Origin of the sequence: Streptomyces sp. NPDC048192 (genome assembly GCF_043202415.1) — a bacterium.
Lineage (GTDB): Bacteria > Actinomycetota > Actinomycetes > Streptomycetales > Streptomycetaceae > Streptomyces.
Genome location: NZ_JBIDAL010000026.1, coordinates 64,976 through 88,498, shown reverse-complemented (window position 1 = coordinate 88,498; position 23,523 = coordinate 64,976). Strand labels below are relative to the sequence as shown.

Genomic DNA, 23,523 nt, shown 5'->3' with positions numbered 1-23,523 from the left:
GCCATGGCCGACCAGCTGGAGACCGCCATCGAGCAGAAGGGCAAGGGCGACCTCGCCGCCCTCCTCGCCGGCGGCGACACCTGGACCGTCACCGGTTGACGAACGAGGCCGGCCACCGCCGGCCCGGTGCCTCGGGACACTCGGGCCGGCGGTGGCCGGGGAACCGGGCCGGACGGGGGAATCGCGGCCCGGGGCTCTGGGTGTCAGCCGGCGTAGGAGGGCTGTTGTTCCCCGCGGGAGCCGGCGACCGGGACGGCGGCCGGGGGGTGGCTGAGCCTCTCGCCCTCGACGTCCATGTTCGGCAGCAGCTTCTCCAGCCGGCGCGGCAGCCACCAGGCGTGCCTGCCGAGCAGCGCGAACAGGGCCGGGACCAGCGCCATACGGACCACGAAGGCGTCGAAGAGGACGGCGGCGGCGAGGCTGAAGCCCATCATCTTCACGAAGTCGTTGGTGTCCAGGACGAAGCTGGAGAAGACGCTGGTCATGATGAGCGCGGCGGCGGTGACCACCCGTCCGCCGTAGCGGAAGCCGGTGACCACCGCGTCGGAGGGGCTCGCCCCGTGGACGTAGGCCTCCCGCATCCGGGCGACGAGGAAGACCTCGTAGTCCATCGCGAGACCGAAGACCACGCCGATCATGAAGATCGGCAGCGTGCTCATGATCTGCCCCTGCTGCTGGACGCCGAGGCTCTTGGCGAGCCAGCCCCACTGGAAGACCGCGACGACGGCGCCGAGCGCCGCGCCGACCGAGAGCAGGAAGCCCAGGGCCGCCTTGAGCGGGACGAGGACCGAACGGAAGACCACCATCAGCAGGAGGAAGGCCAGGCCGACGACCAGCGCGAGGTAGAGGAGGAGGGCGTCGTCGAGGGTCTTGGAGAAGTCGATGTAGAGGGCGGTCTGGCCGGTGACCAGGACCGCGGCGCCGTCGGTGGCACGGAAGTCCGCCTTCATGCCGCGGATCGTGCGGACCAGTTCCTCGGTGGCGTGGTCCTGCGGCCCGGTCTTCGGTACGACGGTGATGATCGCCGTGTCGCCGTCGGGGCTGGTGGCCGCGGGGCTCACCTTCGCGACGTTCTTCACCGCGGCGAGCCGCTCGCCGACCCGGGCCGCCGCCGCGGCCGTGTCCTTGCCCTGGACCGTGACGGTCAGCGGGCCGTTGAAGCCGGCGCCGAAGGACTCGGACAGCATGTCGTACGCCTTGCGCTGGGTGGTGTCCTTCGCGTAGGTGCCCTCGCTCGGCAGGCCGAGCCGCATGTCGGCCGCGGGCAGGGCGAGGGCGCCGAGGCCCACGACGCCGAAGAGCAGGACGACGGCGGGGCGGCGCACGACGAACGCGGCCCAGCGGGCGCCCAGGTTCGGCTTGCCGCGCGCGGCCCGCCTGTCGGCCTTGCGCTGCTGACGAACGCTCAGCGGCTTGCCGTGGAACCGCCTGCGCTCGGCGCGGGGCATCACCTTGACCGGTGCGAAGCCGAGGAGGGCGGGGACGAGGGTGAGGGCGACGAGGACCGCGACGGCGACCGTGCCGGCCGCGGCGAGACCCATCTTGGTGAGCATCGGCACGTTGATCACGGCGAGGCCGGCCAGGGCGATGATCACAGTGAGGCCGGCGAAGACGACGGCGGTGCCGGCCGTGCCGACGGCGCGCGCGGCGGCGTCCTGGCGCTCGCGGCCCTCGGACAGCTCGGAGCGGTAGCGCGAGATGACGAACAGGGCGTAGTCGATGCCGACCGCGAGGCCGAGCATCATCGCCAGCGTGGTGGTGGTGCTCGACAGGCCCAGCGTGGAGCCGAGCGCGGTGATCGCGGAGGTGCCGATGCCGACGCCGACGATCGCGGTCAGCAGGGGCATGCCCGCGGCGATCAGCGAGCCGAAGGTCAGGACCAGGACGACGGCGGAGACCAGGATGCCGATGCCCTCGGCGCCACCGCCGGATCCCGCGTCGAGCTTGACCGCGTCACCACCGGCTTCGACGGTCAGGCCGCTCCTGCGGGAGCCGTCGAGGGCGGCGGTGAGGGCGTCGTGCGCCTTGTCGTCCAGCTTGGTGGCGGCGACCTTGTAGGTGGCGACCGCGTAGCCGGTGGTGCCGTCCCTGCTCACGGCGTTCGCCTGGAACGGGTCGGACACAGCAGCCACCTCGGGTGCCTTGCCGAGCCGGGCGACCAGGTCCTCGACCTCGGTCTTCACCTTCGGCTCGGCGAGCCGGTGGCCCCGCGGGGCGCGCAGCACCACGCGGGCGGTGGCGCCGTCCGCGTTCGCCGCCGGGAACTTCTCCTTGAGCAGGTCGAAGGCCTTCTGGGACTCGGTGCCCGGCATCGAGAAGGTGTCGGCGGGGGGTGGGGGCGCGGACGCGGCGGCGACGCCGATGCCGACGAGGGCGGCGAGCCACAGCAGGGTCACCAGGCCGCGTCGCCGGAAGGCGAAACGGCCCACTGCTGAGAGGAAGGTGGCCATGTCGGAGGGACTCCTGCTCTTGCTGGGTGTGAGGGGTGGGTGGTGCTGCCGGGACCGGTCGCCGGTCACGTCCAGGAGTGAGCGCGGAGAAGACGCCGCGAGGCGGCTGTCATGGCCCCGTCCACCGCCACCTTCGGTGGGAGCGCTTGAGGCGGATTTGAAAGATGCTCGATCGCAGCCTCGAAGACTGTCCGCACCGAGTCCGGATTCCTCACCATGCCCAGGATCCCCTCGGCGTCCCCCACCCCATGGACGCGGACGGAAGCGGAGGCTGAGATCATGACCGTCGAGCTGCTGGGCGCCGCCGAACACACCCTTGAGAAGCGGGAGTTCGCTGCTCTGTACGCCGAGGCGCAGCGGTTCTACGCGCACCAGATGCGGCTCCTGGACGCGCACGACACCGGGCGCTGGGCGGACACCTTCACCGAGGACGCCGTGCTGGAGCTGCCCTTCCTGCCCGAACCGGTGCCTGCCCGCACCGGACTCGCCCGCTACGAGCGTGCCGGCGCGGCACGGCAGCGGCGTTCCGGCGGCAGCATGAACCACTGGGTCGGCATGCTCGACGTGCGGCCCCGGGCGGACGGGTCGCTGCACACCCGGTGCTCGGCCCTGGTGTGCGCCACGCCGGGCAGCGGCGCCAAGGCCCTGTACGTGTGCGTGATGGAGGACGTCCTGGTCCGCGCCGGCGGGGCCTGGCGCATCGCGCACCGCCGGGTCACCCGCGACGACCTGGCGTGAACGGCCCCCGGCCGGGGCGTACCGCTGCCGGCTGCCGGGACCACGCCGGTGGAAGACCGGTGCAGCCGAACTGGAAGTTCCGTACCGCGCAGGGGACTTCGCACCTCCCCTCGCCTAGAGTCGCCGGTGCACATCCCCTCCCTGTCCGCGCCCGCCTGCCGTCGTCCGACGAGGGCGGGCGCGTCGACGTCCGAGCAGGTGGCGCGCGAGGCCGCATGCCGGGCCGCTCCCCATAGGGGGCGGCGCTTGAGAGCGGTTCGAGGACCGCTGGTGGCAGCAGCCGCCGCGGCCGGGGCGCCGCTATCGTCCCGAGTGCCGCCCCCGGTACGGGCCCACAGGTCGCCGGCCGGACACCGGAGTGTCTCGTCGATGGAGTCGCCATGCAGAAGGCGGAAGAGCCCAAGCTGCGCCTGTTCGTGTTCCACCACTCCGGTGGTTCCCATCTGGCGTACCGCGACTGGCCGTCCTGCTTCCCGGCCGGCTGGGACGTGCACACGCCCGACGCACCGGGCCGCGGCCCACGCGACACACGTCCCGCGCTGACGCACGCGGGCGAGCTGATCGAGCACTTCCTGCACGAGCTGGACGACCGGCTGACGGGCCGTTACGCGTTCTTCGGGCACAGTATGGGCGGGCTCGTCGCGTACGAACTGACCCGCCGGATCCTCGACCTGGGCCGTACCCCGCCCGTGTGGCTCGGCGTCTCCGCACGCGGCACGCTGCACCCCGACGGGGACGCCGTGCGCCGGCACACGATGTCCGACGCGGAACTGCGCCGGGAGCTGGCGGCGATGGGCGGTACGCCCTCCGAGCTGCTGGACCACGAGGAACTGTGGGAGCTGTTCGCGCCGACCATCCGCGCGGACCTGCGCATGAGCGAGACCTGGCGCACCAGGCCCCTCGACGCGCCGCTGCCGGTGCCGCTGTCCGTGTTCGGCGGCACCCGGGACCAGGTGGCGCCGCCGCACCGCCTGGACGGCTGGGCGGCCGCCTCCGAGCACTTCCTGGGCCGGCACCTCTTCGACGGCGGCCACTTCTACTTCCAGGACCGGCTCCCGGACGTCACCGGGCGGATCCAGGACGACGTGCGCCGCGCCCTGCTGCTGGCCCGCCCGCCGTCCGCGGTGACGCGATGACCGTCCTCGAACTGGCCGCACCGGCCCCGCTGCGCGCCGAGGCGACCGAGTTCCGGCTGCTCGGCCCGGTGGTCGTGTACGACGCGGCGACGGGAACGGGCATCGTGCCCTCCGGGCCCAAGCAGCGGGCGCTGCTCGCCGCCCTGGTCATCCACGCGGGCGAAGGGCTGTCCGTGGACCGCCTGGTGGAAGAGCTGTGGGGCGACCGGCCCCCGGCCAACGCACCCAACGCCCTGCACACCCACGTCGCCCGGCTGCGCCGGCTGCTGCCCGCCCCGGGCCACGAGTGGATCACCACCCTGCCCACCGGATACCTGCTGCGCCTCGGCCCCGCGTCGACCGACGTGGACCGCTTCACCCGCCTGTCCGGGCAGGGCAGGGCGGCGGTCCCGCAGGACCCCCGGCAGGCGGCGCAGCTCCTCGGCCACGCCTTGTCGCTGTGGCAGGGCCCGGCCCTGCAGGACAGCCGGCACGGCCCGCTGTGCACGGCGGAGGCGAACCGCCTCGAGGAGCAGCGCCTCACCACCCTGGAAGCCCTGTACGAGGCGAGCCTGAACTGCGGGAGACAGGCCGAGATCATCTCCCCGCTGGAGCGGCTCACCGCCGCCCATCCGCTGCGCGAACGCTTCTACGACCTGCTGATGGTCGCCCTGTACCGGTGCGGCCGGCAGGTGGAGGCCCTCGGCGTCTACGAACGCGCGCGCCGCCACCTGATCACCGCGCTCGGGGTGGAACCGGGCCCCGCACTGCGGTCCCGCCTGGAGGCGATCCTCAACCACGCGCCCGCGCTGACGGCCTCGTGTCCGCGCCACCCGGACCTGGCCGGGGAGCTCGCCCGGCTCGAGGAACGGATCGATCGACTGGTCCGCGACCAGGAGGACCTGCTGCGCCGGATCCGGCAGGAGCAGGCGGACCGGTAGCGCCGCCAAGCGCCGCTGCGGCAGCCGGCACCCGTCCCGCACGGCCGCCGCCGGGCCGTGGCCCCGGCCGGCCCGCCGGCGTTCAGAGCAGGCCGGTGAACGCGGCGAAGACGTCGTCGAGTTCGTTGGTGTGCACGGTGAGCGACTCGGGGGTGAGCGCCACCGCGTCGAGGACCGCGAGCACGCCCCGCAGGGTCTCGACGCCGGCGTCGCCCGCGATCTGGAGGGTCAGCGTCTCCGGGTCCCTCCACGCGCCGTCGAAGACGGCGCCGGCCCGGTCGAGCGCGGCCGCGTCGGCGAACCGCAGGCGGATGAGGGCGGCGGGCGGCTCGTTCCGCGGCACCGGCGGGAACTCCATGTCGCCGGCCCACCGGTCCGGCGCGCACTCCTCGTGCGGCTGCTGCTGTCGTCGTTGCGTGTGCTCGTTCACGGCAGGACCTCCTCCTCGTCCGCGTCCGGCACGATCACCGTGCCGACCCCGTCCTCGGTGAACATCTCCAGAAGGAGCGAGTGCGGGATCCGTCCGTCGATCACCCGGGCCGCGCCCACACCGCCCCGTACCGCCTGCAGGCAGCCGTTCATCTTGGGCACCATGCCGTCGCTCAGCTCCGGCAGGAGTTTCTCCAGCTCGTCGGCCGTGAGCCGCGGGATGACCTGGTCGCTGTGCGGCCAGCCCGCGTACAGCCCCGCGACGTCCGTCAGCATGACGAGCACCTCCGCGCGCAGCGCGGTCGCGAGCGCCGCCGCCGCGGTGTCGGCGTTGACGTTGTAGACCAGACCGTCCTCGGCGCTGCGGGCGAGCGGCGAGACCACCGGGATCCGCCCGTCCGCCAGCAGGCTGTCCACCACTGCCGTGTTCACGCCGGTGATGTCGCCGACCCTGCCGACGTCCGCCGGCTCCCCGTCGATCCACGGCACGTGCCGCACCGCGGTGAGGGTGTCCGCGTCCTCGCCGGTCATGCCGACGGCGAGCGGGCCGTACCGGTTGATCAGCCCGACCAGTTCGCGCTGCACCTGGCCGGCGAGGACCATGCGCACCACGTCCATCGCGGGCGGCGAGGTGACTCTCAGCCCGGCCTTGAACTCGCGCTTCATGCCGCGCCGTGCCAGCTCGGCGTCGATCTGGGGGCCTCCTCCGTGCACCACCACGGGCCGCAGCCCGGCGTAGCGGAGGAAGACGACGTCGCGGGCGAAGGCCGCCGTGAGGTCCTCGTCGACCATGGCATGGCCGCCCAGCTTGATGACGACCGTACGGCCCTGGTGGCGGGCCAGCCACGGCAGGGCGTCGCCCAGGGACCGGGCCTTGGCCAGTGCCGGGTGCTCGCTGGCGGTCATGAGACCCTCGCCCGCTGCGAAACGAGGCCGCCGACCGGGAAGTTGGCGCTCATGGGGCACGACTCCTTCTGTGGAGGACCCCGGCCATGGGCCGGGCCCGATGACCGGTGGACATGCGCTGGAAGACTGCACGAAAACACGGGGCGGTGATGCGGGCCCCCGGGACGGTGGACACCTGTCGGCCCGAGCCTTCGAGTGTCCTGCCGCCGAGACGCGTCCTGTCAACAGGACAGCGGCCGGCGTATGTCCTCCCGCCCGTTCCCTGCCGCCGGCCGGGAGGGCGATTCCGGTGCGCCGCTCTTTTCCGATTCTCCGCCCGATCCTCTTTCCGGGGCCTTTTTCCGGGCAGCCTCGGGTTCGAATTCCGCTGGAATTCCGCTCGGGTTCGGCTTGAATTCCGTCCGGACGGGAATCGTGGAGGGTGGGGAAGGCCGCTCAGGCCGCCGAGCGCTCGGCCTGCACCGGGCCCCTGCGGTCCAGTTCCCGCTCGGTGCGCCGCAGCACGATCGAGTCGGCGATCTCCCCGCTGCGCACCGCGATGTTCGACAGCAGGGCCGAGGACAGCCCGTGGGTGTGCTCGGTGCCGCCCTGGAGGTAGACGCCGCAGGTCAGGTCCGGTGTGCTGACGAGACGGTAGTCGCGTTCCACCCGGTGCCTGCCCGCCGCGTCGCGCAGGAAGTGCCGGTCGAAGTCGCCGAGCAGACGGGCCGGGTCCAGCCCGTCGTAGCCGGTGGCGAACACCAGCGCGTCGACGTGGAGTTCCTCGGTCCGGTCGTCCAGCAGAGAGCGCAGCGCCACCCGCGTCCCGCCGCCGGCGCGGCGGACCTCCTCGACCCGGGTGAGGTTGCGGAAGTGCAGCCGCCGGCTGCCGCGCACCTGCTCGTCGTAGGCCCGTCGGTACAGGTCCCGGATGACGTCGGAGTCGACCACCGAGTAGTTGGTGTTGCGGTGGTAGCGCCAGAACGCCTCCCGCGCCCGGTCGGTGCCGAAGTAGTAGTCGTCCACCGCGGCGGGGTCGAAGATCTGGTTGGCGAAGGGGGTGTCGTCGGCGATGGCGTAGCCGTACGACGGGACGACCGCGGAGACCTGGGCGTGCGGCAGCGCGTCGTGGAAGAACCGGGTGATCTCGGCCGCGCTCTGGCCGGCGCCGACCACCGCGACGCTCTTGAGCGTCTCCGGGTCCCGGGCGCGGAACCTGCTGAGGAACTCCGAGCTGTGCCACACGCGTTCGTCGGACGTGACCCCGTCCGGCAGGCGCGGCACCAGCCCCGTGGAGACGACCACGTTGTGCGCGGCGACCACGCGGGTGGTGCCGTCGCTGCCGCGCACCTCGACCTCGAGGAGGTCGCACGTCGGGGCGCCGGCCTCGGTGACGGGCCGGATCGAGGTGACCTCGGCGCCGTAGGTGACCCGGTCGCTCAGCCCCGCGGCCGCCCACTCCAGGTACTGGTGGAACTCCTGCCGGGTCGGGAAGAAGTCCTGGTTGTTCACGAACTGCACCAGCCGGTTCGAGGCGTGCAGATACGAGATGAAGCTGTACCGGGACATCGGGTTCCTGAAGGTCGCCAGGTCCTTGAGGAACGAGATCTGCATGGTCGTCGACGGCAGCAGCATGTTCCGGTGCCAGCCGAACGTGGGCTGCCGCTCGAAGAAGTGGGCCCTGACCGGATGCTCCGGTGTGCTCTCCCCGTGCTCCTCCAAGGCGATCGCGAGCGACAGGTTGGACGGGCCGAACCCGATACCGACCACGTCGTAGACCTCTTGGCTGCGCCTGCCCGTTATTTCCATGAAAATCTCCCGACTGCGTCTGGAAAACTCGACCGGTGGCCCACAGCGCCTTCCGGCTGGGCAAAACCTTGCCAAGATGTTGGCAACTCGATCCTGAGATCCAGTCTCATCACGCTGGAGCGGTACCAGAGTCGCTGGTGAGAGCCGTGGATTTACGGCGCGGAGGCGGACACGGCGTTGCCAGAGGAGTCGTGAACCGGCGGCCGGCCTGACGGCAGTGCCCGGACTTCCTCGGGTGCCGGAAACGCGAAAACATTGTCCCGTCGGCCGGACGGCGGTACGGTCGGCCCGGATTCTCGAAATTTCCGCTCGGCGCGGCCTGCGGTGCGCCGGAGCCAGGCCCCGAGCCCATTTCCGAAAGGGTGAATCCGCATGTTCGTGCCCAGCTTTTACCGCGAGCCGGAGAATTCATGGATGGTGGATCTGATCCGTGACAATCCACTGGCCCTTGCGGTGACGAACGGCAGCCCCGAGAACGGTCCTTTCGCCACTCATCTGCCGGTCATCTTCGACCCCGGCACAGCGGACGACGCCGCCGGCGGGCTGGTGGGGACCACGCTGCTCGGGCACCTGAACCGGGCCAACCCGCACTGGTCGGCGCTCGAGACGGGCAGCGTGCTGCTGCTGACGTTCACCGGCCCGCACTCCTATGTGTCGCCCACGGTGTACGGGACGACTCCCGCCGCCCCGACCTGGAACTTCACCGCCGTGCACGTCCGGGGCGTGGTGGAGAAGATCGACTCGACCGAGGAGACGCTGGGCGTGGTGCAGTCCACCGTGCGCGCCTTCGAGAAGGCGTTCGGCGACGGCTGGGACATGACCGAATCACTCGGCTACTTCCGGCAGATCGTGCCCGCCGTGGGAGCCTTCCGGTTCACGGTGACCGGGGCCGAGGGCATGTTCAAGCTCAGCCAGGAGCAGCCCGGCGAGGTGCGCGAGCGGGTGCGGGAGTCGTTCGGGCAGAGCGGGTGCGCGTACAAGCGCGAGGTCGCCGGGCTGATGAACCGGCTGCCGTGAGACGCCCCGAGGCCGCGGCACCGGGGCTTCAGGCGCCGACGGCCACCGGCCGGGCCCGCCCGGCCAGGCCCCGCACGCCCTGCACGTCCTGGACGTCACCGGGCTCGGGGGCCTCGGGCCGCTCCGGAAGCCGGCCGCCGTCCTCCAGGGTGCTGGCGGCCGCGCTGTCCAGCGTCGCGATCACCCACTGCTCGAAGTCGACGCCCAGCTGCTGAGCGGCCTTGTGCCACCACTGAAGACGGCTGCCGGGGACCTCCAGGCGGCGGCTCGGCTCGACGGCGGTGCCGGGCTGCTGCTCGCCCCGGCGCGCGGCACGGATGGCGCCGCGCAGCTGCTTGGTGGTCCACTGCCCCTGCTCGGCCCGGTCGAGCCAGAGGTCCTGTTCGGCCACCGGCATCGAGGCCAGTTCGGCGTGGTGCTGGAAGCTCAGGGTGGGGCGGCGGCGGGTGAGGTCGAAGCGCCGGGAGACCCAGGCGTAGTTGCGCAGGGTCTGGTACGACAGGCCGGCGGCGCGTATCCCGCGCTGGTAGCGGTCGGTGTAGTGGTCCTTGCCGTAGACGAGCCAGTCGCCCAGCCACCAGGAGGACGAGTCGAGGACGTCGGCGAGCTGGCGCCCGGCCCGCTCCCACTCGTCGTAGGCCATCTTGGCCGGCATCTGCAGGCCCACCTTGGTCGTCAGCACCTGGGCCCGGCGCGGGGCGGCCGCCGTGGCGCGCGGCTGCCGGGGCGGGGACTGCGGGAGAGCAGTCGGGGCGCCGCCTCGCGGCCCCGCGGTCTGACCGGCCTGATGCGCCATCATGCCTCCCTGAAAACGGTGCCCATAACTGGCGATAAGCCTCGCAGGGCGGGCTGGGGCGGCACCGGAGCGGCACTCGAACGGTTGCGCTTCGAACTTCTCTGTGGAATGACGCCGGTGTTCCGGTGGCATCATCGTGGGCCGCGGTCCGGGCGCTGTCCCGTCGACGGGAAACGGCGCCTCGTGCGCCGCCGCTTCGGGCACGGAAGAGGCGGCGCACTCCGGTTCGGTGCCGGGTACGCCGCCGTGGGTGGTTCGGGGTCGCGGGAAGTGGCCCGCCCGTGTCATCGCGTCACTTCGCGTCCTGGCTGAACTTCGCCGTCGACCAGCGGTAGCCGAGGACGGCGAGGCCGAGGCACCAGGCCAGGGCGATCCACCAGTTGTCGCCGATGCGGGTGCCGAGCAGGAGTCCGCGCAGGGTCTCGATGGTGGGGGTGAAGGGCTGGTAGCGGGCGATGGGCTGGAACCAGCCGGGCATCGAGTGCAGCGGGACGAACGCGCTGGACAGCAGGGGGAGCAGGATCAGGGGCATGGCGTTGTTGCTGGCCGCCTCGGCGTTGGGGCTGACCAGGCCCATGCCGACGGCGATCCAGGTGAGCGCCAGGGCGAACAGGACGATCAGGCCGAGCGCCGCGAGCCAGTCGAGGACGGTGGCGTCGTGGGAGCGGAAGCCGATGGCGACGCCGACGGCGCCGACGAGGACCACGCTCATGACCGACTGCAGCACGCTGCCGATGACGTGTCCGATGAGGATGGAGCCGCGGTGGATGGCCATGGTGCGGAAGCGGGCGATGATGCCCTCGCTCATGTCGGTGGAGACGGACACCGCGGTGCCGATGGTGGTGGAGCCGATGGTCATCAGCAGGATGCCGGGCACGAGGTAGGCGATGTAGGCCGAGCGGCCGGCGCCACCGCTCATCGCGCCGCCGAAGATGTAGACGAACAGCAACAGCAGCATGACCGGCGTGAGCAGCAGGTTCAGCGTGAGGGAGGGGTAGCGCCTGGCGTGCAGCAGGTTGCGGCGCAGCATGGTGGAGGAGTCGCGCACGGCGAGGGAGAATCGGGCCGGGCGGGCGGGGGCCAGGGGGGCGCTCATCGCAGGTTCTCCTTGGGCTGGTTCGGGCGGCCGGGCTGGGCGGGCACGGATGCGCTGTCGGTCAGGGCGAAGAACACGTCGTCCAGGTCGGGGCTGTGCACGGTCAGTTGGTCCGCCTGGATGCCGGCCGAGTCCAGCCAGTCGAGGATGGCGTGCAGCTCGCGCTGGGTGCCGTCGCTGGGGATCTGCAGGGTCAGCGCCTCGTCGTCCCGGGTGGCCCCGCGCAGCGTGGCGGCAGCGGCCTGGTACTCGGCCGGGTCGGTGAAACGGAGCCGGACGTGCCCGCCCGGGACCAGCCGCTTCAGCTCCTCGGCGGTGCCCTCCGCGGCGATCCTGCCGTTGTGCAGGACGGCGATGCGGTCGGCGAGCTGGTCGGCCTCTTCGAGGTACTGGGTGGTGAGGAAGACGGTCGTACCGCCGGAGACCAGCTCGCGGATGATCCCCCACATGGTGTGCCGCGAGCGCGGGTCCAGACCGGTGGTCGGCTCGTCCAGGAAGATGATCCGCGGGCTGCCGACCAGTGTCATGGCGATGTCGAGGCGGCGCTTCATGCCGCCGGAGTAGGTGGAGGCGGGCTTCTTCGCGGCCTCCACCAGGTCGAAGCGCTCCAGCAGTTCGGCGGCGACCCGCCGGCCCTCGGCCTTGGACAGATGGTGCAGGTCCGCCATCAGGAGCATGTTCTCCTCGCCGGTGATCAGCCCGTCGACGGCGGAGAACTGCCCGGTGACGCCGATCGCGGCGCGTACGGCCTGCGCCTCGGTGGCGAGGTCGTGGCCGCCGACGCGCAGTTCGCCGCCGTCGGCGCTGATGAGGGTGGACAGGATCTTGACGGCGGTGGTCTTGCCGGCGCCGTTCGGGCCGAGCAGGGAGAAGACCGTTCCCTCCGGCACGGCCAGGTCGATGCCGTCGAGCACGACCTTGTCGCCGTAGGACTTGCGCAGCCCGTTCGCCGCGATGGCCAGCGTTCGCATGAGAGGTGCTCCTTCGGGGGCAGCGGGTGGTCAGAGGCTGCGGGCGGTGATGTCGCCGTACGAGGTGGTCGCGTGGATGGTCAGCTCGGGGGTGCCGTCGTTCCTGAGGGAGTTGCTGATGCGGCCGTAGCCGGTGCCCGCGTCCAGGGAGGCGGAGACGCCGCGGGCGGCACCGACGGAGATGTCGCCCTTCTCGGTGCGCAGCGTCGCCGTGCCGCGCACGGCCTCGGTGACGCGGATGTCGCCCTTCTGGGTGCGGATCTCCGCGGGGCCGCTCAGCCGGCCGACCGAGACCCCGGCGTCGTGGGCGGCGAGGCGGGCGCTCGCGGCCTCCTCGAGCGTGACCGAGCGGTACCCGCCCGTGAAGTCGACGTCTCCGAGGCGTCCGACGCCGCGGAACTCGGCGGCGTCGGCCTTCGCCTCGACCCGGGAGCCGGCGGGCAGTTCGACGGTGACCTCGACGGACCCGGAGTGCCCGAGGAGCCGGTTGGCCGCCTCCGGGGCCTCGATGCGCAGGACGCCGTCGCCGTAGCCGACCCTGATCTCCTCGGCCGCCTTGGCGTCGCGGCTCTTGGCGGCGTTGGCGGGCAGGACCTGGACGACGGTGTCCGCCCGGTCGGCCGCGACGACCCGGATGCGTCCGGCGGGGATGTCGAGGACGGCGGTGATGGGGGCGGGGGTGTCGAACCGCTGCGTCTGGTGCTCGGTCTTCTGCATGGCTGGGCTCCTTCGAGTCGTCGCTCCGCTTCAGTGGCTCCACTATGGCACAACTTTGGCATCATGGCGAGCCAGATTGCGTCATAGCGTGCCCGCGATGGAGTCACGACCCTGGGAACGACCGGCTGGGCGCTCAGTTCAAGCGACTTGGGGCTGCGGCGCGGAGCGCGGTGAGCGTGCCTGCCGAGTGGCCGACCTGGGCATTTTGTGATGCGCTTCGGCGGCGCGGCACATGAGAGGGCGGGAGAGGTGGCGCGGGTGGGCTCCTCGTGGTGCCATAGTGCGTCACCATGGTGTCGCCGGTAGCGGCAGACTGCCCGAGGGGGCCGAGCCGGAGACGGGGCGGCGTCAGGCCGCCGTCCGCCCCTCGTCCGGGGCCATCTCGGACAGGGCCGCGCGGAAGCCCGCCAGGAAGGCGCCCACCTCCTGGTCGGACACGGTCAGCGGCGGGGCGAGGCGGACGACGTCCGGGGCCACCGCGTTCACCAGCAGGCCCCTGGCCTGGGCGGCCCGCTGCACGGATGCCGCGTGCCCCCCGGCGAGAACGACGCCCAGCAGCAGCCCCGCGCCGCGCACTTCGCGCACCAGCGGGTGCCCCGGCACCTCCAGGCCGTGCCGCAGCAGCCGCCCCATCGAGGTCACGTGGGCGAGCAGGCCCGTCTGCTCGATGGTGTCCAGTACGGCGAGCGCGGCCGCGCACACCACGGGGTTCCCGCTGAAGGTGGAACCGTGCGTGCCGGGCGTCAGCAGCTCGGCGGCCCTGCCGAAGGCGAGCGTCGCTCCGATGGGCAGACCGCCGCCCAGCCCCTTGGCGAGGGTGACGATGTCCGCCTCGACGCCCTCGGCCTCGGCCGCGAACCAGCGGCCCGTGCGCCCCACGCCGGTCTGGATCTCGTCCAGGACCAGGAGCGTCCCGGTCGCCGCGGTGATCTCGCGGGCCGCCCGCAGATAGCCGGGCGGAGGCACCACCACGCCGTTCTCTCCCTGCACGGGCTCCAGGACCAGCAGCGCGGTGCGCGGGGTGACGGCGGCGCGCAGGGCCTCGGCGTCCCCGTACGGCACATGGCTGACCTCGCCCGGCAGCGGCAGGAAGGGGCGCTGCTTGGCCGGCTGCCCGGTGAGCGCCAGGGCCCCCATGGTGCGGCCGTGGAAGCCGCCGGTGGCCGCCACCATGTGCGTGCGGCCGGTGAGCCGGCCGATCTTGAAGGCCGCCTCGTTGGCTTCGGCGCCGGAGTTGGAGAAGTAGACCCGGCCCCGGCGCCCGGCGAGGTGCAGCAGGCGCTCGGCGAGGCGCACGGTCGGTTCGGCGATGAACAGGTTCGAGACGTGTCCGAGGGAGGCGACCTGATCCGAGACGGCCGCCACGACCGCGGGGTGCGCGTGCCCCAGCGCGTTGACCGCGATGCCGCCGAGGAAGTCCAGGTACTCGTTGCCCTCGGCGTCCCACACCCGGGTTCCCCGGCCCTTGACCAGCGGCAGCCGGGGCGTGCCGAAGGCGTCCGTCATGACGTCCCGCCAGCGGCTGGCCAGCGCCGCGTTGGCGGTCGGACGGGCGGCCGGCGCCGGGGACGGGGAGGCGCTCATGAGGAGTACTCGCTGTTCTCGTGGACGTAGTCGGCGGTGAGGTCGTTGGTCCAGATCGTCGCGGACCCGGCGCCGGCGGCCAGGTCCGCGACGATGTGCACCTCGCGGCCGGTCATGTCCACCAGCGCGCGGTCCTCGCCGACGCCGCCGTCCCTGCACACCCACACGCCGTTGATGGCGACGCCCAGCCGGTCCGGCTCGAAGACGGCGCCCGTGGTGCCGATGGCGGACAGCACCCGGCCCCAGTTGGGATCCTCGCCGTGGACCGCGCACTTGAGGAGGTTGTTGCGGGCGATGGAACGGCCCACCTCGACCGCGTCCTCCTCGCTCGCCGCGCCCACGACCTCGATGCGGATCTCCTTGCTCGCTCCCTCCGCGTCCCCGATCAGCTGCCGGGCAAGACCGGCGCAGACGGCGTGCAGGGCCTCGGTGAACTCCTCGTGCTCCGGGGCGATGCCGGAGGCCCCGGAGGCGAGCAGCAGCACGGTGTCGTTGGTGGACATGCAGCCGTCGGAGTCGATCCGGTCGAAGGTGACACGGGTGGCGTCCCGCAGGGCCTTGTCCAGGACGCCGCCGTCGAGGTCGGCGTCCGTGGTGAGGACGACGAGCATGGTGGCGAGCCCCGGGGCGAGCATGCCCGCGCCCTTGGCCATGCCGCCGACGGTCCACCCGTCCCGGGTGACCGCGGCCGTCTTGGGCACCGTGTCGGTGGTCATGACGGCGAGGGCCGCGTCCTCACCGCCGGCGGCGGACAGCCCGGCGACGGCGCTGTCGACGCCGGCCAGCAGCCGGTCCATGGGCAGCGGCACACCGATGAGCCCGGTGGAGCAGACCGCCACCTCACCGGAGGCGAGGCCGAGCAGCCCGGCGGCCCGCTCGGCGGTGGCGCGGGTGTCCCGCAGGCCCTGCGCCCCGGTGCAGGCGTTGGCGCCGCCGGAGTTGAGGACCACGGCGCGGACCTCACCGCCGGCCAGGACCTGCCGGGACCACCGGACGGGGGCCGCCTGCACCCGGTTGGAGGTGAACACGCCCGCCGCGGCACAGCGCGGCCCCTCGTTGACGACGACGGCCAGATCCCGGTTGCCGTTGCCCTTGATCCCCGCGGCGACGCCCGCCGCCGTGAAACCCCGTGCTGCGGTGACACTCACGGTGCGACTCCGATCGTGGAAAGACCCAGTGTCTCGGGCAGGCCGAGGGCGACGTTCATGCTCTGGACGGCGCCGCCCGCGGTGCCCTTGGTGAGGTTGTCGATGGCGCTGATCGCGATGATCCGCCCGGCCGCCGGGTCCACGGTCACCTGGACCTGGGCGGCGTTCGACCCGTACACGGCCGCGGTGCCGGGCCACTGCCCCTCGGGCAGCAGCCGTACGAACGGCTCGCCGGCCAGCGCCTTGTCGTACGCGGCCCGCACCTCGGCCGGGCCGGCCCCGGGCCGCGCCGGCGCCGAGCAGGTGGCGAGGATGCCGCGCGGCATCGGGGCCAGGGTCGGTGTGAAGGAGACGGTGACCGGGCGGCCCGCCACGGCGCTGAGGTTCTGCACCATCTCGGGGGTGTGCCGGTGGCCGCCGCCCACGCCGTACGGCCGCATGGACCCCATGACCTCGCTGCCGAGCAGGTCCGCCCGGGGCGCCCTGCCGGCGCCGGACGTGCCGGACGCCGCGACGATCACCGCCTCGGGTCCGGCCAGCCCGGCCGCGTAGGCGGGAAACAGCGCCAGCGACACGGCGGTCGGATAGCAGCCCGGCACCGCGACGCGCCGCGCACCCGCCAACCCGGCTCGCGCACCCGGAAGTTCGGGCAGGCCGTAGGGCCAGGTGCCCGCGTGCGGGGAGCCGTAGAACGCCTCCCAGGCGGCCGCGTCCGCGAGCCGGAAGTCCGCCCCGCAGTCGATGACGAGCGTCTCCTCGTCCAGCTGCTCGGCGACGGCCGCGGACCGGCCGTGCGGCAGGGCGAGGAAGACGACGTCGTGCCCCTTCAGGGCGTCGGCGGTGGTGGGCCCCACCTCCCGCCCGGCCAGCGCGGCCAGATGCGGCTGCAGCGTGCCCAGCCGCTCTCCCGCACTGGAGTGCCCGGTCAGGGCGCCGATCTCCACTTCGGGGTGGGCCAGCAGCAGGCGCAGCAGCTCGCCGCCCGCATACCCGCTCGCTCCGGCCACGGCCGCTCGCACTGTCATCGACTCTCCCGGTAACACGACGTGGGGTCCGCCCCGGCGTCAGCCGGCCGTCTTGGCACAGAACTCGGCGTTCAGGACGGGCAGGATCCCCGACGCGTCCCAGTCGCCGTTGAAGTCGAAGGTCAGCTCGTGGCGGCCGTCCTCGGTGAAGGCGGCCAGCGACAGCCACCCCAGCACGCCGCCGTCGTGGTACCAGATGGTCGTGCCGCAGCTCATCGTGAGCTTCTCGATCCCGAGCCCGTAGGACGAGATGGGCAGGTCGGGGTTGACGACGGTCGTCTTCATCTCCGCCAGCTGCTGCGCCGGCAGCAGCCTGCCGCCCATCAGGGCCCGGTAGAACCGGTTCAGATCGCCGACGCTGGAGATGATGTCGCCGTCGCCCCAGCTCTGCGATCCGTTCAGCTCGGTGACGTCGTCGATCCGGTCCGGCTGGGTGTCGTAGAAGAGCTTGGAGTAGCCGCGGCTGCTCGGCTGGGGCAGCTGGGAACCCGTGCCGGGGTTGGACGTCGCCTTCAGCCCCAGCGGTTCGACGATGCGCCTGCGCACCTCGTCCGGGTACGGCCTGCCGGCGACCTTCTCGACGATCAGCGCGGCCAGGATGTCGTTGGTGTGGGAGAACGAGTGCCGGGCGCCGGGCGCGAACAGCGGCGGATGGGAGAAGGCCACCTTCAGGCGCTGCTCGGGCGTCAGGGTGTCGTACCGGTGCTGCAGGAAGCCGTCGCCCATGGTGTACGTCTGGTAGTACGGCACATCGGCGAGGTAGTCGAACAGCCCGCTGGTGTGGTTGAGCAGCTGCCGCACGGTGATCTTGCTGCCGTCGTTGCCGTTGCCCGTCACCACGCCGGGCAGATAGCGCTCCACCGGGTCGTCGAGGCCGATCTTGCCCTCCGCCTCCATCTGCAGCAGGACCGTCGCCACGAACGTGTTGGTGATGCTGCCGGTGCGGAACCGGTCGTCCGTGCGGCGCGGCGCGCCCGTCTTCAGGTCACCCACGCCCACCGCCGACTTCCAGACACCGCTCGCGTCCCGGGCCTCGGCGATGACGCCGGGGACGCCGGCGGCGACGGCCGCGTTCAGCGCGGCCTGCGTGGCCTGGTGGTCGGTGGCCTGGGCGGCCGCGTCCCCGGACGCCCGGGCGGGCCCGGTGAAGACGGTCGCCGTGAGCGCCACCGCCACGAGGCCGATCACGCCGGCCCTCGGTCTCTTCCCCACCGTCATCGTCGTCTCCCCGTTTCCTGGAGTCGTCCGCACATGGCTGATTCCGTACGTGTGCGGTTCGTGGGCGGCACAGTAGGCCGGTCGGCTCGCGGGCAACTCGTGCGGCGGCTCAGGACAGTTCGGGCGGCGAGCGGTGTCCGCCCGCGGCTCACCGCCGCGGCACGGCGGCGGTGTCGGCGCGCGCCGTGGCCAGTGCCGCGGTCGCGTCCCGTGCGATCTGCCGCAGCAGCGGGGCGGGATCGTCCTGGAAGTAGAAGTGACCGCCGTCGAAGACCCGCAGGCCCGCGAAGCGCTCGGTGTGCTCCGCCCAGCCGGCCATCCGCCTCGGCGAGGCGAAGCGGTCGTCGCGGCCCGCGTAGGCGGACAGTGCCACCGGCAGCGGACCGGCGTCCGCGGCGGGACGCCAGTTCTCCACCAAGCGCAGATCGGCCCGGATGACCGGGGCGTACAGCGCCCACAGGCCGGGGTCGTCGAAGATGCCGCCGGGTGTGCCGCCGAGCAGGGTCAGCCGGGTGCGCAACTCGGCGTCGGGCAGCTCGTGGTACCGCTGCACCGGGCCCGCCGTCCGCGGCGCGGACCGCGCGGAGACACCGACCCACACGGGCGGCGGCAGCCCCCGGTCGACGGCCCGCCGGGTGATCTCGTACGCCACCAGCGCGCCCATGCTGTGCCCGAACAGGGCGTAGGGGACCGCCGGTTCGGGGTCGATGGAGCGCAGCAGGAAGTCGGCGAGGCGGCCGGCGTCGCCGATGAGCGGCAGGTCGAGCAGGAGTCCGTGGCCCGGGGCGTCGAGCAGCCGTACGTCCCACGTCCTCGGCAGCCCCGCCGGCCAGTGGCGGTACAGCACGTGTGAGCCCCCCGCGTGGTGCAGGACGAACAGGCGCAGGGCGGGTCGTGTGCCGTCCATCGCTCTCCCTCGGATCGCAGCCGCACACCGTCCGGCCCATGGAACGGCGCCGGACCGGCAGGGCGCCTGAGGATCACTCGAGCGCCGCCGCACCAGCGGCGGAGTCCCACCGGCGCCGCGCCCGGCGGGGCACGAACGCGGCATCGTGGCACAGGAAACCGGCGGGGTACAGAGAAACCCGGCGGGGCGCAGCGCGGGCGCGCGGCAGCACGCCCGGCGGGCCCGCCGCCCTTGTTGCGGCGATGGCCGGGTCCCTACGGTGACGTGGCATCGCCGGGGTCGCACACCGGTGCCGGCTGTCCTGTCGACCGGACAGCCGAGCGTCCTGTCGACCGGACGGACGCCGGCCGGCGAACCCGCGCCCGGTGCCCTCGCGCACCCGGCCCGGCGACATTCCCATCCCCGAGTCACTCCATGACGGACAAGGACGGTGCCAGTTGAGCACGAACCCCTTCGATGACGCGGACGGCCGCTTCTACGTTGTGGTCAACGACGAGGAGCAGCACTCCCTGTGGCCGGTGTTCGCCGAGGTGCCCGCCGGCTGGCGGGTCGTCTTCGGCGAGGCGGCCAAGGCCGAGTGCCTGGAGTACGTCGAGAAGAACTGGACCGACCTGCGCCCCAAGAGCCTGCAGCAGGCCATGGCGGCGGACTGAGCGCCGCGGTCGTGCGGACGCGACCCGGACGACACCGTTCGCCCCGGTCGGCCCGCGGCCGGAGAACACACGCAGACACTGGGAGATGAAGGGTGTGACGGGGGCTGTGAGAAGCACGAGCAGAGCTCCGGCGAGGCCGGTGGACGCCGGCCGCGAGCCGGCGCAGCGCGATGTGGTCCTGTCCTTCGTGGGGTCGCAGGCCAAGGTGCAGAAGTCGGGCATGATCCTCCCGCCCAACCTGCCGGAGCGGTCCTGGGAGCGGATCGGGACCAGCCTGCGCGAGCTCGTGAACTCCTCGGCGTGGTGGCTCGCCGACTGGCTGATCTACGGGGAGGCCACCTACGGCTGGCGGCGTTACAAGGAGGCGATCGAGCGCACCGGGCTCGACTACCAGACCCTGCGCAACTACGCGTGGGTCGCCCGGCGGTTCGAACACCACCGCAGGCGGGACAGCCTCAGCTTCGCCCACCACGCCGAGGTGACCCGGCTGTCGCCGCCGGAGCAGGACTACTGGCTGCGCAGGGCCGAACAGCAGAAGTGGTCGCGCAACGAACTGCGCAGGGCGGTCCGCGCCGGCCTGGCCGCGCAGAGCGGCGAGGCCGGAACCTCCCCGGACGGCGGCGCCCAGGGGCAGCACCGGCTCCGGCTCACCGAGCCGGCGGCCGCCGCTCAGCACCGGCCGAAGGTCACCACGCTCACCATCGAGCTGTCCGCCGACCAGCTGGAGCACTACTCGAAGGCGGCCGCCGCCCACGGCCTGAGCGTCGACAAGTGGGTGACCCACATGCTCGACACCGCCCACCGGCGCACCGCCTGACGGCGCACCCGCGACCGGCGGCACCGCCTGCGGGCGCAGTGCCCCGAAGGTGCCGGCAAGCCCGTTTTCCGTGGTGGGCCGGCGGCTCGTCCGACCGGACACCTCTCGTATCGGAGTCAGTTGATGATCCTTCAGGGAAAGCGGGTCGCCCTGCCCTCGGCGCCCGTCGCCCACCAGCCGTTCGAGGCGCACGCACGAGCCACCCCCGACGCCGTCGCCGTCGTCTGCGCCGGCCGGCAGGTGACGTATGCGGAGCTGGACGCGAGGGCGAACCGGTTCGCGCACTTCCTCACCGCGCGCGGCTGCGGCCGGGGCGCGAAGGTCGGCGTCTGCCTCGACTACTCGGTCGACATGCTCGTCGCCATCCTCGGAACGCTGAAGGCGGGCGCGGCCTACGTGCCGTTCGACCCGGCCTACCCGGCGGCGCGGCTGCAGCTGCTGCTCGGCCAGGTGCCCGACCTCGCCCTGATCGTGGCCTGCCCGGCGACCGCCGGGATGGTCGAGTCGGCGGCCGTCGACGTCGTCGACCTCGAGCAGCTCGCCGGCCGGCTGGCGGCCCTCCCGGCGACCGCCCCGGACGTCCGCGTCACCGGCGACGACATCTGCTACGCCGTGTTCACCTCCGGCTCCACCGGCACGCCGAAGCTGACCGCGGTGCGGCACGAGGGCTGGTTCAACCTGATGAACTGGCTGAAGCTCGAGTACGGCCTGCACAGCGGGTCGCACAACCTGGTCGTCAGCGCCTTCGGGTTCGACCTCTCCCAGCGCGCCCTGATGACCCCGCTGTTCTGCGGCGCCACCCAGTACCTGCTGGCCAGCCGGAACTTCGACGCCATGCTGGCCTACCGCGTCCTGACCGAGCACGACATCCGCGTCGTGCACTGCGCCTCCAGCACGCTGTACGTGCTGATCGACTGGGAGACCGCGCGCGGCGGCGACGCCCTGACCCGGCTCGACTACGTGCTCTTCGGCGGGGAGGCGCTCAAACCCGAGCGGCTCACGGACTGGATGCGGCGCGAGGGCAACACCTGCACCCTGCTGCACCAGTACGGCGTCGCCGAGTGCACGGACGTCGCCACGTCGTACGACCTCGCCGGGTACCGGCCCGGCGAGCACGACATCGCACCGGTCGGCAGGCCCGCCCACAACACCGACATCCTCCTCCTCGACGAGCGGCTGCGCGGTGTGGGGGCGGGGGAGCACGGCGAGATCTGCATCTCCGGGGCCGGTGTCGGCGCGGGCTACCTGGGCGCCGCGGGCCCCGAGAACGAGAAGTTCACCACCGTCGAGGTAGACGGCCGACCGCGCAGGCTGTACCGCACCGGCGACCGCGGCTACGTCACCGAGGCCGGCGACCTCGTCGTCGCCGGGCGGATGGACGCGCAGGTGAAGGTGCGGGGCATGCGCATCGACCCCACCGACGTCGAACGCGCGCTGGGCAGGCTGCCCGAGGTCCGGGAGGCCGCCGTGGCGGTCACCTGCACCGACGCCGGCGAGAACGAGCTGACCGCGTTCCTCGTCCCGGAGTCGGACGGCCTCACCGAGGACGCCGTGCGCGCCGGTCTGCTCGAGACGCTCCCGCGGAACATGGTGCCGGCCAGGTTCGTGAACATCCCCAGCATTCCGTTGAGCCCGCACGGGAAGGTCGACCGCGCGGCGCTGGTCGACGCCCTCAAGAACCGAGGACTGTGATGATTGCCGACAGCGTGCGCGCCATCTGGTGCCGGGAACTGCAGCGCGACGACATCTCCGCCGACGACGACTTCTTCGCCCTGGGCGGCCAGTCCGTGATCATGGTCAGGATCCAGGGCGCCCTCATGACGGAGCTGGGCCTGGAGATCCCCATGGACCAGCTGTTCCTCAACCCGACGGTGGCGTCGATCTCCGCGTACATCGAATCCCTGGGCTCGCTGCGCCGATAGCGCGCCGTCAGCGGACATTCCGGCCGCAGCCGCACTGCGTCAGAAAACTACCTGGTAAGAGAGGCGCGCCATGTACGACGTGATTGTCATCGGTGCCCGTTGTGCGGGTTCGCCGACGGCCATGCTCTTCGCGAAGCGGGGTTATCGGGTCCTGCTCCTGGAGAAAGCGCGGTTCCCGCAGGACACGCTGTCCTCGCACTACATCCACATGCAGGGCATGGGCCTGCTCCACCGGTGGGGGCTGCTCGGCAAGCTCCGCGACGCGGGCTGCAGGAAGATCACCAAGCAGAGCTACCAGGGTCCCGGCGTCCGCATCGAGGGCTTCTCCCTGCCGGTCGAGGGCCTGACGTACACGTACGCGCCGCGGCGGTACGTGCTCGACCCGATCCTCGCCGAAGGCGCCGTGGAGGCCGGAGCCGACTTCCGGCAGGGCTGCGCCGTCAAGGACCTGCTGTGGGAGGACGGCCGGGTCGCCGGCGTCACGTACACGACGCCCGCCGGAACCGAGACGACGGAGCGGGCACGCCTGGTCGTCGGCGCGGACGGCATGCGCTCGCTGGTGGCCCGCAAGGCCGGCGCCGAGAACGTCATCGAGCACCCGCGGGTGAGCTGCACCTACTACAGCTACTGGGCCGACGTCCCCTCGCACTTCGAGCTGTACGAGCGGCCGGGGCGCTGGATCGGGGTCATCCCCACCAACGACGACCTCACGCTGCTGATGACCTACTTCCCGCAGGACCGGTACAACGAGGTCCGCAAGGGGGTCGAACCCTTCTACCTCGACAGCTTCCGCACCACGGCGCCCGAGCTGTACGAGCGGATGCAGGCGGGCCGGCGCGTGGAGCAGCTGTACGGCACGGGCCACCAGGAGAACTACTTCCGCAAGGCCTACGGGCCCGGCTGGGTGCTGGTCGGCGACGCGGTGAACCACAAGGACTCCATCACCGCCCGCGGCATCACCGAGGCCTTCGTCCAGGCGCAGTCGCTCACCGACCACATCGGGGAGCAGCTGCACGACGACGCCGCCCTCAGGACTGCGCTGAAGCGCTACGAGAACGACCTGAGCGGCGAAGCCCTCAGCCACTACCAGGGCGCCCTCAACGTGGCCGAGCTCAAGCCCGAGGGGCGGGTCGAGATGCTGCAGAAACTGGTCGGCCACCAGGAGCACATCGACCGCTACTTCTCGACGCTGTCCGGCGCGTGCTCCATCGACGACTTCTACAACGACGAACTCCTGGACCTGCTCGACCTGAGCTGAGTTGCGACCCGAGCCGAGTGACGACTT

General features: G+C 72.3%; 22 protein-coding genes. 9 read left to right on the top strand and 13 right to left on the bottom strand.

Annotated elements, in window-relative coordinates; all coding sequences use genetic code 11:
- Positions 1-203 precede the first annotated feature (203 nt).
- The gene (locus ACGFZN_RS37595; protein ID WP_393862972.1) at positions 204-2,450 is read right to left on the bottom strand and encodes an MMPL family transporter; all 2,247 of its coding nucleotides are present in this window, start codon (positions 2,448-2,450) and stop codon (positions 204-206) included.
- A 279-nt stretch (positions 2,451-2,729) separates the two neighbouring features.
- On the opposite strand from ACGFZN_RS37595, the gene ACGFZN_RS37590 reads away from it, so the two are divergent.
- The 3 genes from ACGFZN_RS37590 (at position 2,730) to ACGFZN_RS37580 (ending at position 5,244) form a co-directional block, all read left to right on the top strand.
- Positions 2,730-3,188 carry a nuclear transport factor 2 family protein gene (locus ACGFZN_RS37590; protein WP_393862971.1) on the top strand — a complete coding sequence of 153 codons (459 nt, stop codon included), beginning with the start codon at positions 2,730-2,732 and terminating at the stop codon, positions 3,186-3,188.
- A gap of 380 nt (positions 3,189-3,568) precedes the next feature.
- On the top strand, positions 3,569-4,324 hold the full coding sequence (locus ACGFZN_RS37585) for a thioesterase II family protein (RefSeq protein ID WP_393862970.1): 756 nt from the start codon (positions 3,569-3,571) through the stop codon (positions 4,322-4,324).
- Complete coding sequence (locus ACGFZN_RS37580; protein WP_393862969.1) at positions 4,321-5,244, top strand: BTAD domain-containing putative transcriptional regulator; 924 nt, start codon at positions 4,321-4,323, stop codon at positions 5,242-5,244. The genes ACGFZN_RS37585 and ACGFZN_RS37580 overlap by 4 nt, the downstream gene beginning before the upstream one ends.
- Before the next feature lie 82 nt (positions 5,245-5,326).
- Here ACGFZN_RS37580 and ACGFZN_RS37575 read toward each other — a convergent pair whose 3' ends face one another.
- From ACGFZN_RS37575 to ACGFZN_RS37565, 3 genes are all read right to left on the bottom strand, one after another.
- Positions 5,327-5,674, bottom strand: coding sequence for a hypothetical protein (locus tag ACGFZN_RS37575; protein WP_393862968.1), 348 nt, complete (start codon positions 5,672-5,674; stop codon positions 5,327-5,329).
- Positions 5,671-6,579 (bottom strand): acetylglutamate kinase, encoded by a 909-nt coding sequence (gene argB, locus ACGFZN_RS37570; protein WP_393862967.1) that lies wholly within the window; start codon positions 6,577-6,579, stop codon positions 5,671-5,673. The genes ACGFZN_RS37575 and argB overlap by 4 nt, the downstream gene beginning before the upstream one ends.
- Positions 6,580-7,014: 435 nt before the next feature.
- On the bottom strand, positions 7,015-8,367 hold the full coding sequence (locus ACGFZN_RS37565) for a lysine N(6)-hydroxylase/L-ornithine N(5)-oxygenase family protein (RefSeq protein ID WP_393862966.1): 1,353 nt from the start codon (positions 8,365-8,367) through the stop codon (positions 7,015-7,017).
- A 372-nt stretch (positions 8,368-8,739) separates the two neighbouring features.
- On the opposite strand from ACGFZN_RS37565, the gene ACGFZN_RS37560 reads away from it, so the two are divergent.
- Entirely contained in the window at positions 8,740-9,384 is a 645-nt protein-coding gene (locus ACGFZN_RS37560; protein ID WP_393862965.1) for an FMN-binding negative transcriptional regulator, read from the top strand.
- A gap of 28 nt (positions 9,385-9,412) precedes the next feature.
- Here ACGFZN_RS37560 and ACGFZN_RS37555 read toward each other — a convergent pair whose 3' ends face one another.
- From ACGFZN_RS37555 to ACGFZN_RS37515, 9 genes are all read right to left on the bottom strand, one after another.
- Positions 9,413-10,183, bottom strand: coding sequence for an LmbU family transcriptional regulator (locus ACGFZN_RS37555; RefSeq protein ID WP_393862964.1), 771 nt, complete (start codon positions 10,181-10,183; stop codon positions 9,413-9,415).
- Between the two features lie 289 nt (positions 10,184-10,472).
- Positions 10,473-11,276, bottom strand: coding sequence for an ABC transporter permease (locus ACGFZN_RS37550; protein WP_393862963.1), 804 nt, complete (start codon positions 11,274-11,276; stop codon positions 10,473-10,475).
- Positions 11,273-12,247 (bottom strand): ATP-binding cassette domain-containing protein, encoded by a 975-nt coding sequence (locus ACGFZN_RS37545; RefSeq protein ID WP_393862962.1) that lies wholly within the window; start codon positions 12,245-12,247, stop codon positions 11,273-11,275. Before ACGFZN_RS37545 ends, ACGFZN_RS37550 begins: the two co-directional genes overlap by 4 nt.
- 30 nt (positions 12,248-12,277) lie before the next feature.
- The gene (locus ACGFZN_RS37540) at positions 12,278-12,964 is read right to left on the bottom strand and encodes a DUF4097 family beta strand repeat-containing protein (RefSeq protein WP_393862961.1); all 687 of its coding nucleotides are present in this window, start codon (positions 12,962-12,964) and stop codon (positions 12,278-12,280) included.
- Between the two features lie 348 nt (positions 12,965-13,312).
- Positions 13,313-14,548 carry an acetylornithine transaminase gene (locus tag ACGFZN_RS37535; protein ID WP_393862960.1) on the bottom strand — a complete coding sequence of 412 codons (1,236 nt, stop codon included), beginning with the start codon at positions 14,546-14,548 and terminating at the stop codon, positions 13,313-13,315.
- Positions 14,545-15,696 carry a bifunctional glutamate N-acetyltransferase/amino-acid acetyltransferase ArgJ gene (gene argJ, locus ACGFZN_RS37530; protein ID WP_393862959.1) on the bottom strand — a complete coding sequence of 384 codons (1,152 nt, stop codon included), beginning with the start codon at positions 15,694-15,696 and terminating at the stop codon, positions 14,545-14,547. Before argJ ends, ACGFZN_RS37535 begins: the two co-directional genes overlap by 4 nt.
- On the bottom strand, positions 15,693-16,721 hold the full coding sequence (argC, locus tag ACGFZN_RS37525) for an N-acetyl-gamma-glutamyl-phosphate reductase (protein ID WP_393862958.1): 1,029 nt from the start codon (positions 16,719-16,721) through the stop codon (positions 15,693-15,695). The genes argJ and argC overlap by 4 nt, the downstream gene beginning before the upstream one ends.
- Positions 16,722-16,760: 39 nt before the next feature.
- Complete coding sequence (locus ACGFZN_RS37520; protein WP_393862957.1) at positions 16,761-17,939, bottom strand: serine hydrolase domain-containing protein; 1,179 nt, start codon at positions 17,937-17,939, stop codon at positions 16,761-16,763.
- A gap of 148 nt (positions 17,940-18,087) precedes the next feature.
- A complete protein-coding gene (locus ACGFZN_RS37515; protein WP_393862956.1) occupies positions 18,088-18,846 on the bottom strand; it encodes a thioesterase II family protein in 759 nt (252 codons plus the stop codon).
- 437 nt (positions 18,847-19,283) lie between these two features.
- On the opposite strand from ACGFZN_RS37515, the gene ACGFZN_RS37510 reads away from it, so the two are divergent.
- The 5 genes from ACGFZN_RS37510 (at position 19,284) to ACGFZN_RS37490 (ending at position 23,496) form a co-directional block, all read left to right on the top strand.
- The gene (locus ACGFZN_RS37510) at positions 19,284-19,499 is read left to right on the top strand and encodes an MbtH family protein (protein ID WP_393862955.1); all 216 of its coding nucleotides are present in this window, start codon (positions 19,284-19,286) and stop codon (positions 19,497-19,499) included.
- Positions 19,500-19,605: 106 nt separating this feature from the next.
- On the top strand, positions 19,606-20,316 hold the full coding sequence (locus ACGFZN_RS37505; protein WP_393862954.1) for an LmbU family transcriptional regulator: 711 nt from the start codon (positions 19,606-19,608) through the stop codon (positions 20,314-20,316).
- Between the two features lie 123 nt (positions 20,317-20,439).
- Positions 20,440-22,008, top strand: a complete 1,569-nt coding sequence (locus tag ACGFZN_RS37500) for an amino acid adenylation domain-containing protein (RefSeq protein ID WP_393862953.1) — start codon at positions 20,440-20,442, stop codon at positions 22,006-22,008.
- On the top strand, positions 22,008-22,238 hold the full coding sequence (locus tag ACGFZN_RS37495) for a phosphopantetheine-binding protein (RefSeq protein WP_393862952.1): 231 nt from the start codon (positions 22,008-22,010) through the stop codon (positions 22,236-22,238). Before ACGFZN_RS37500 ends, ACGFZN_RS37495 begins: the two co-directional genes overlap by 1 nt.
- A 70-nt stretch (positions 22,239-22,308) precedes the next feature.
- Positions 22,309-23,496 (top strand): NAD(P)/FAD-dependent oxidoreductase, encoded by a 1,188-nt coding sequence (locus ACGFZN_RS37490; protein ID WP_393862951.1) that lies wholly within the window; start codon positions 22,309-22,311, stop codon positions 23,494-23,496.
- Positions 23,497-23,523: the final 27 nt, after the last annotated feature.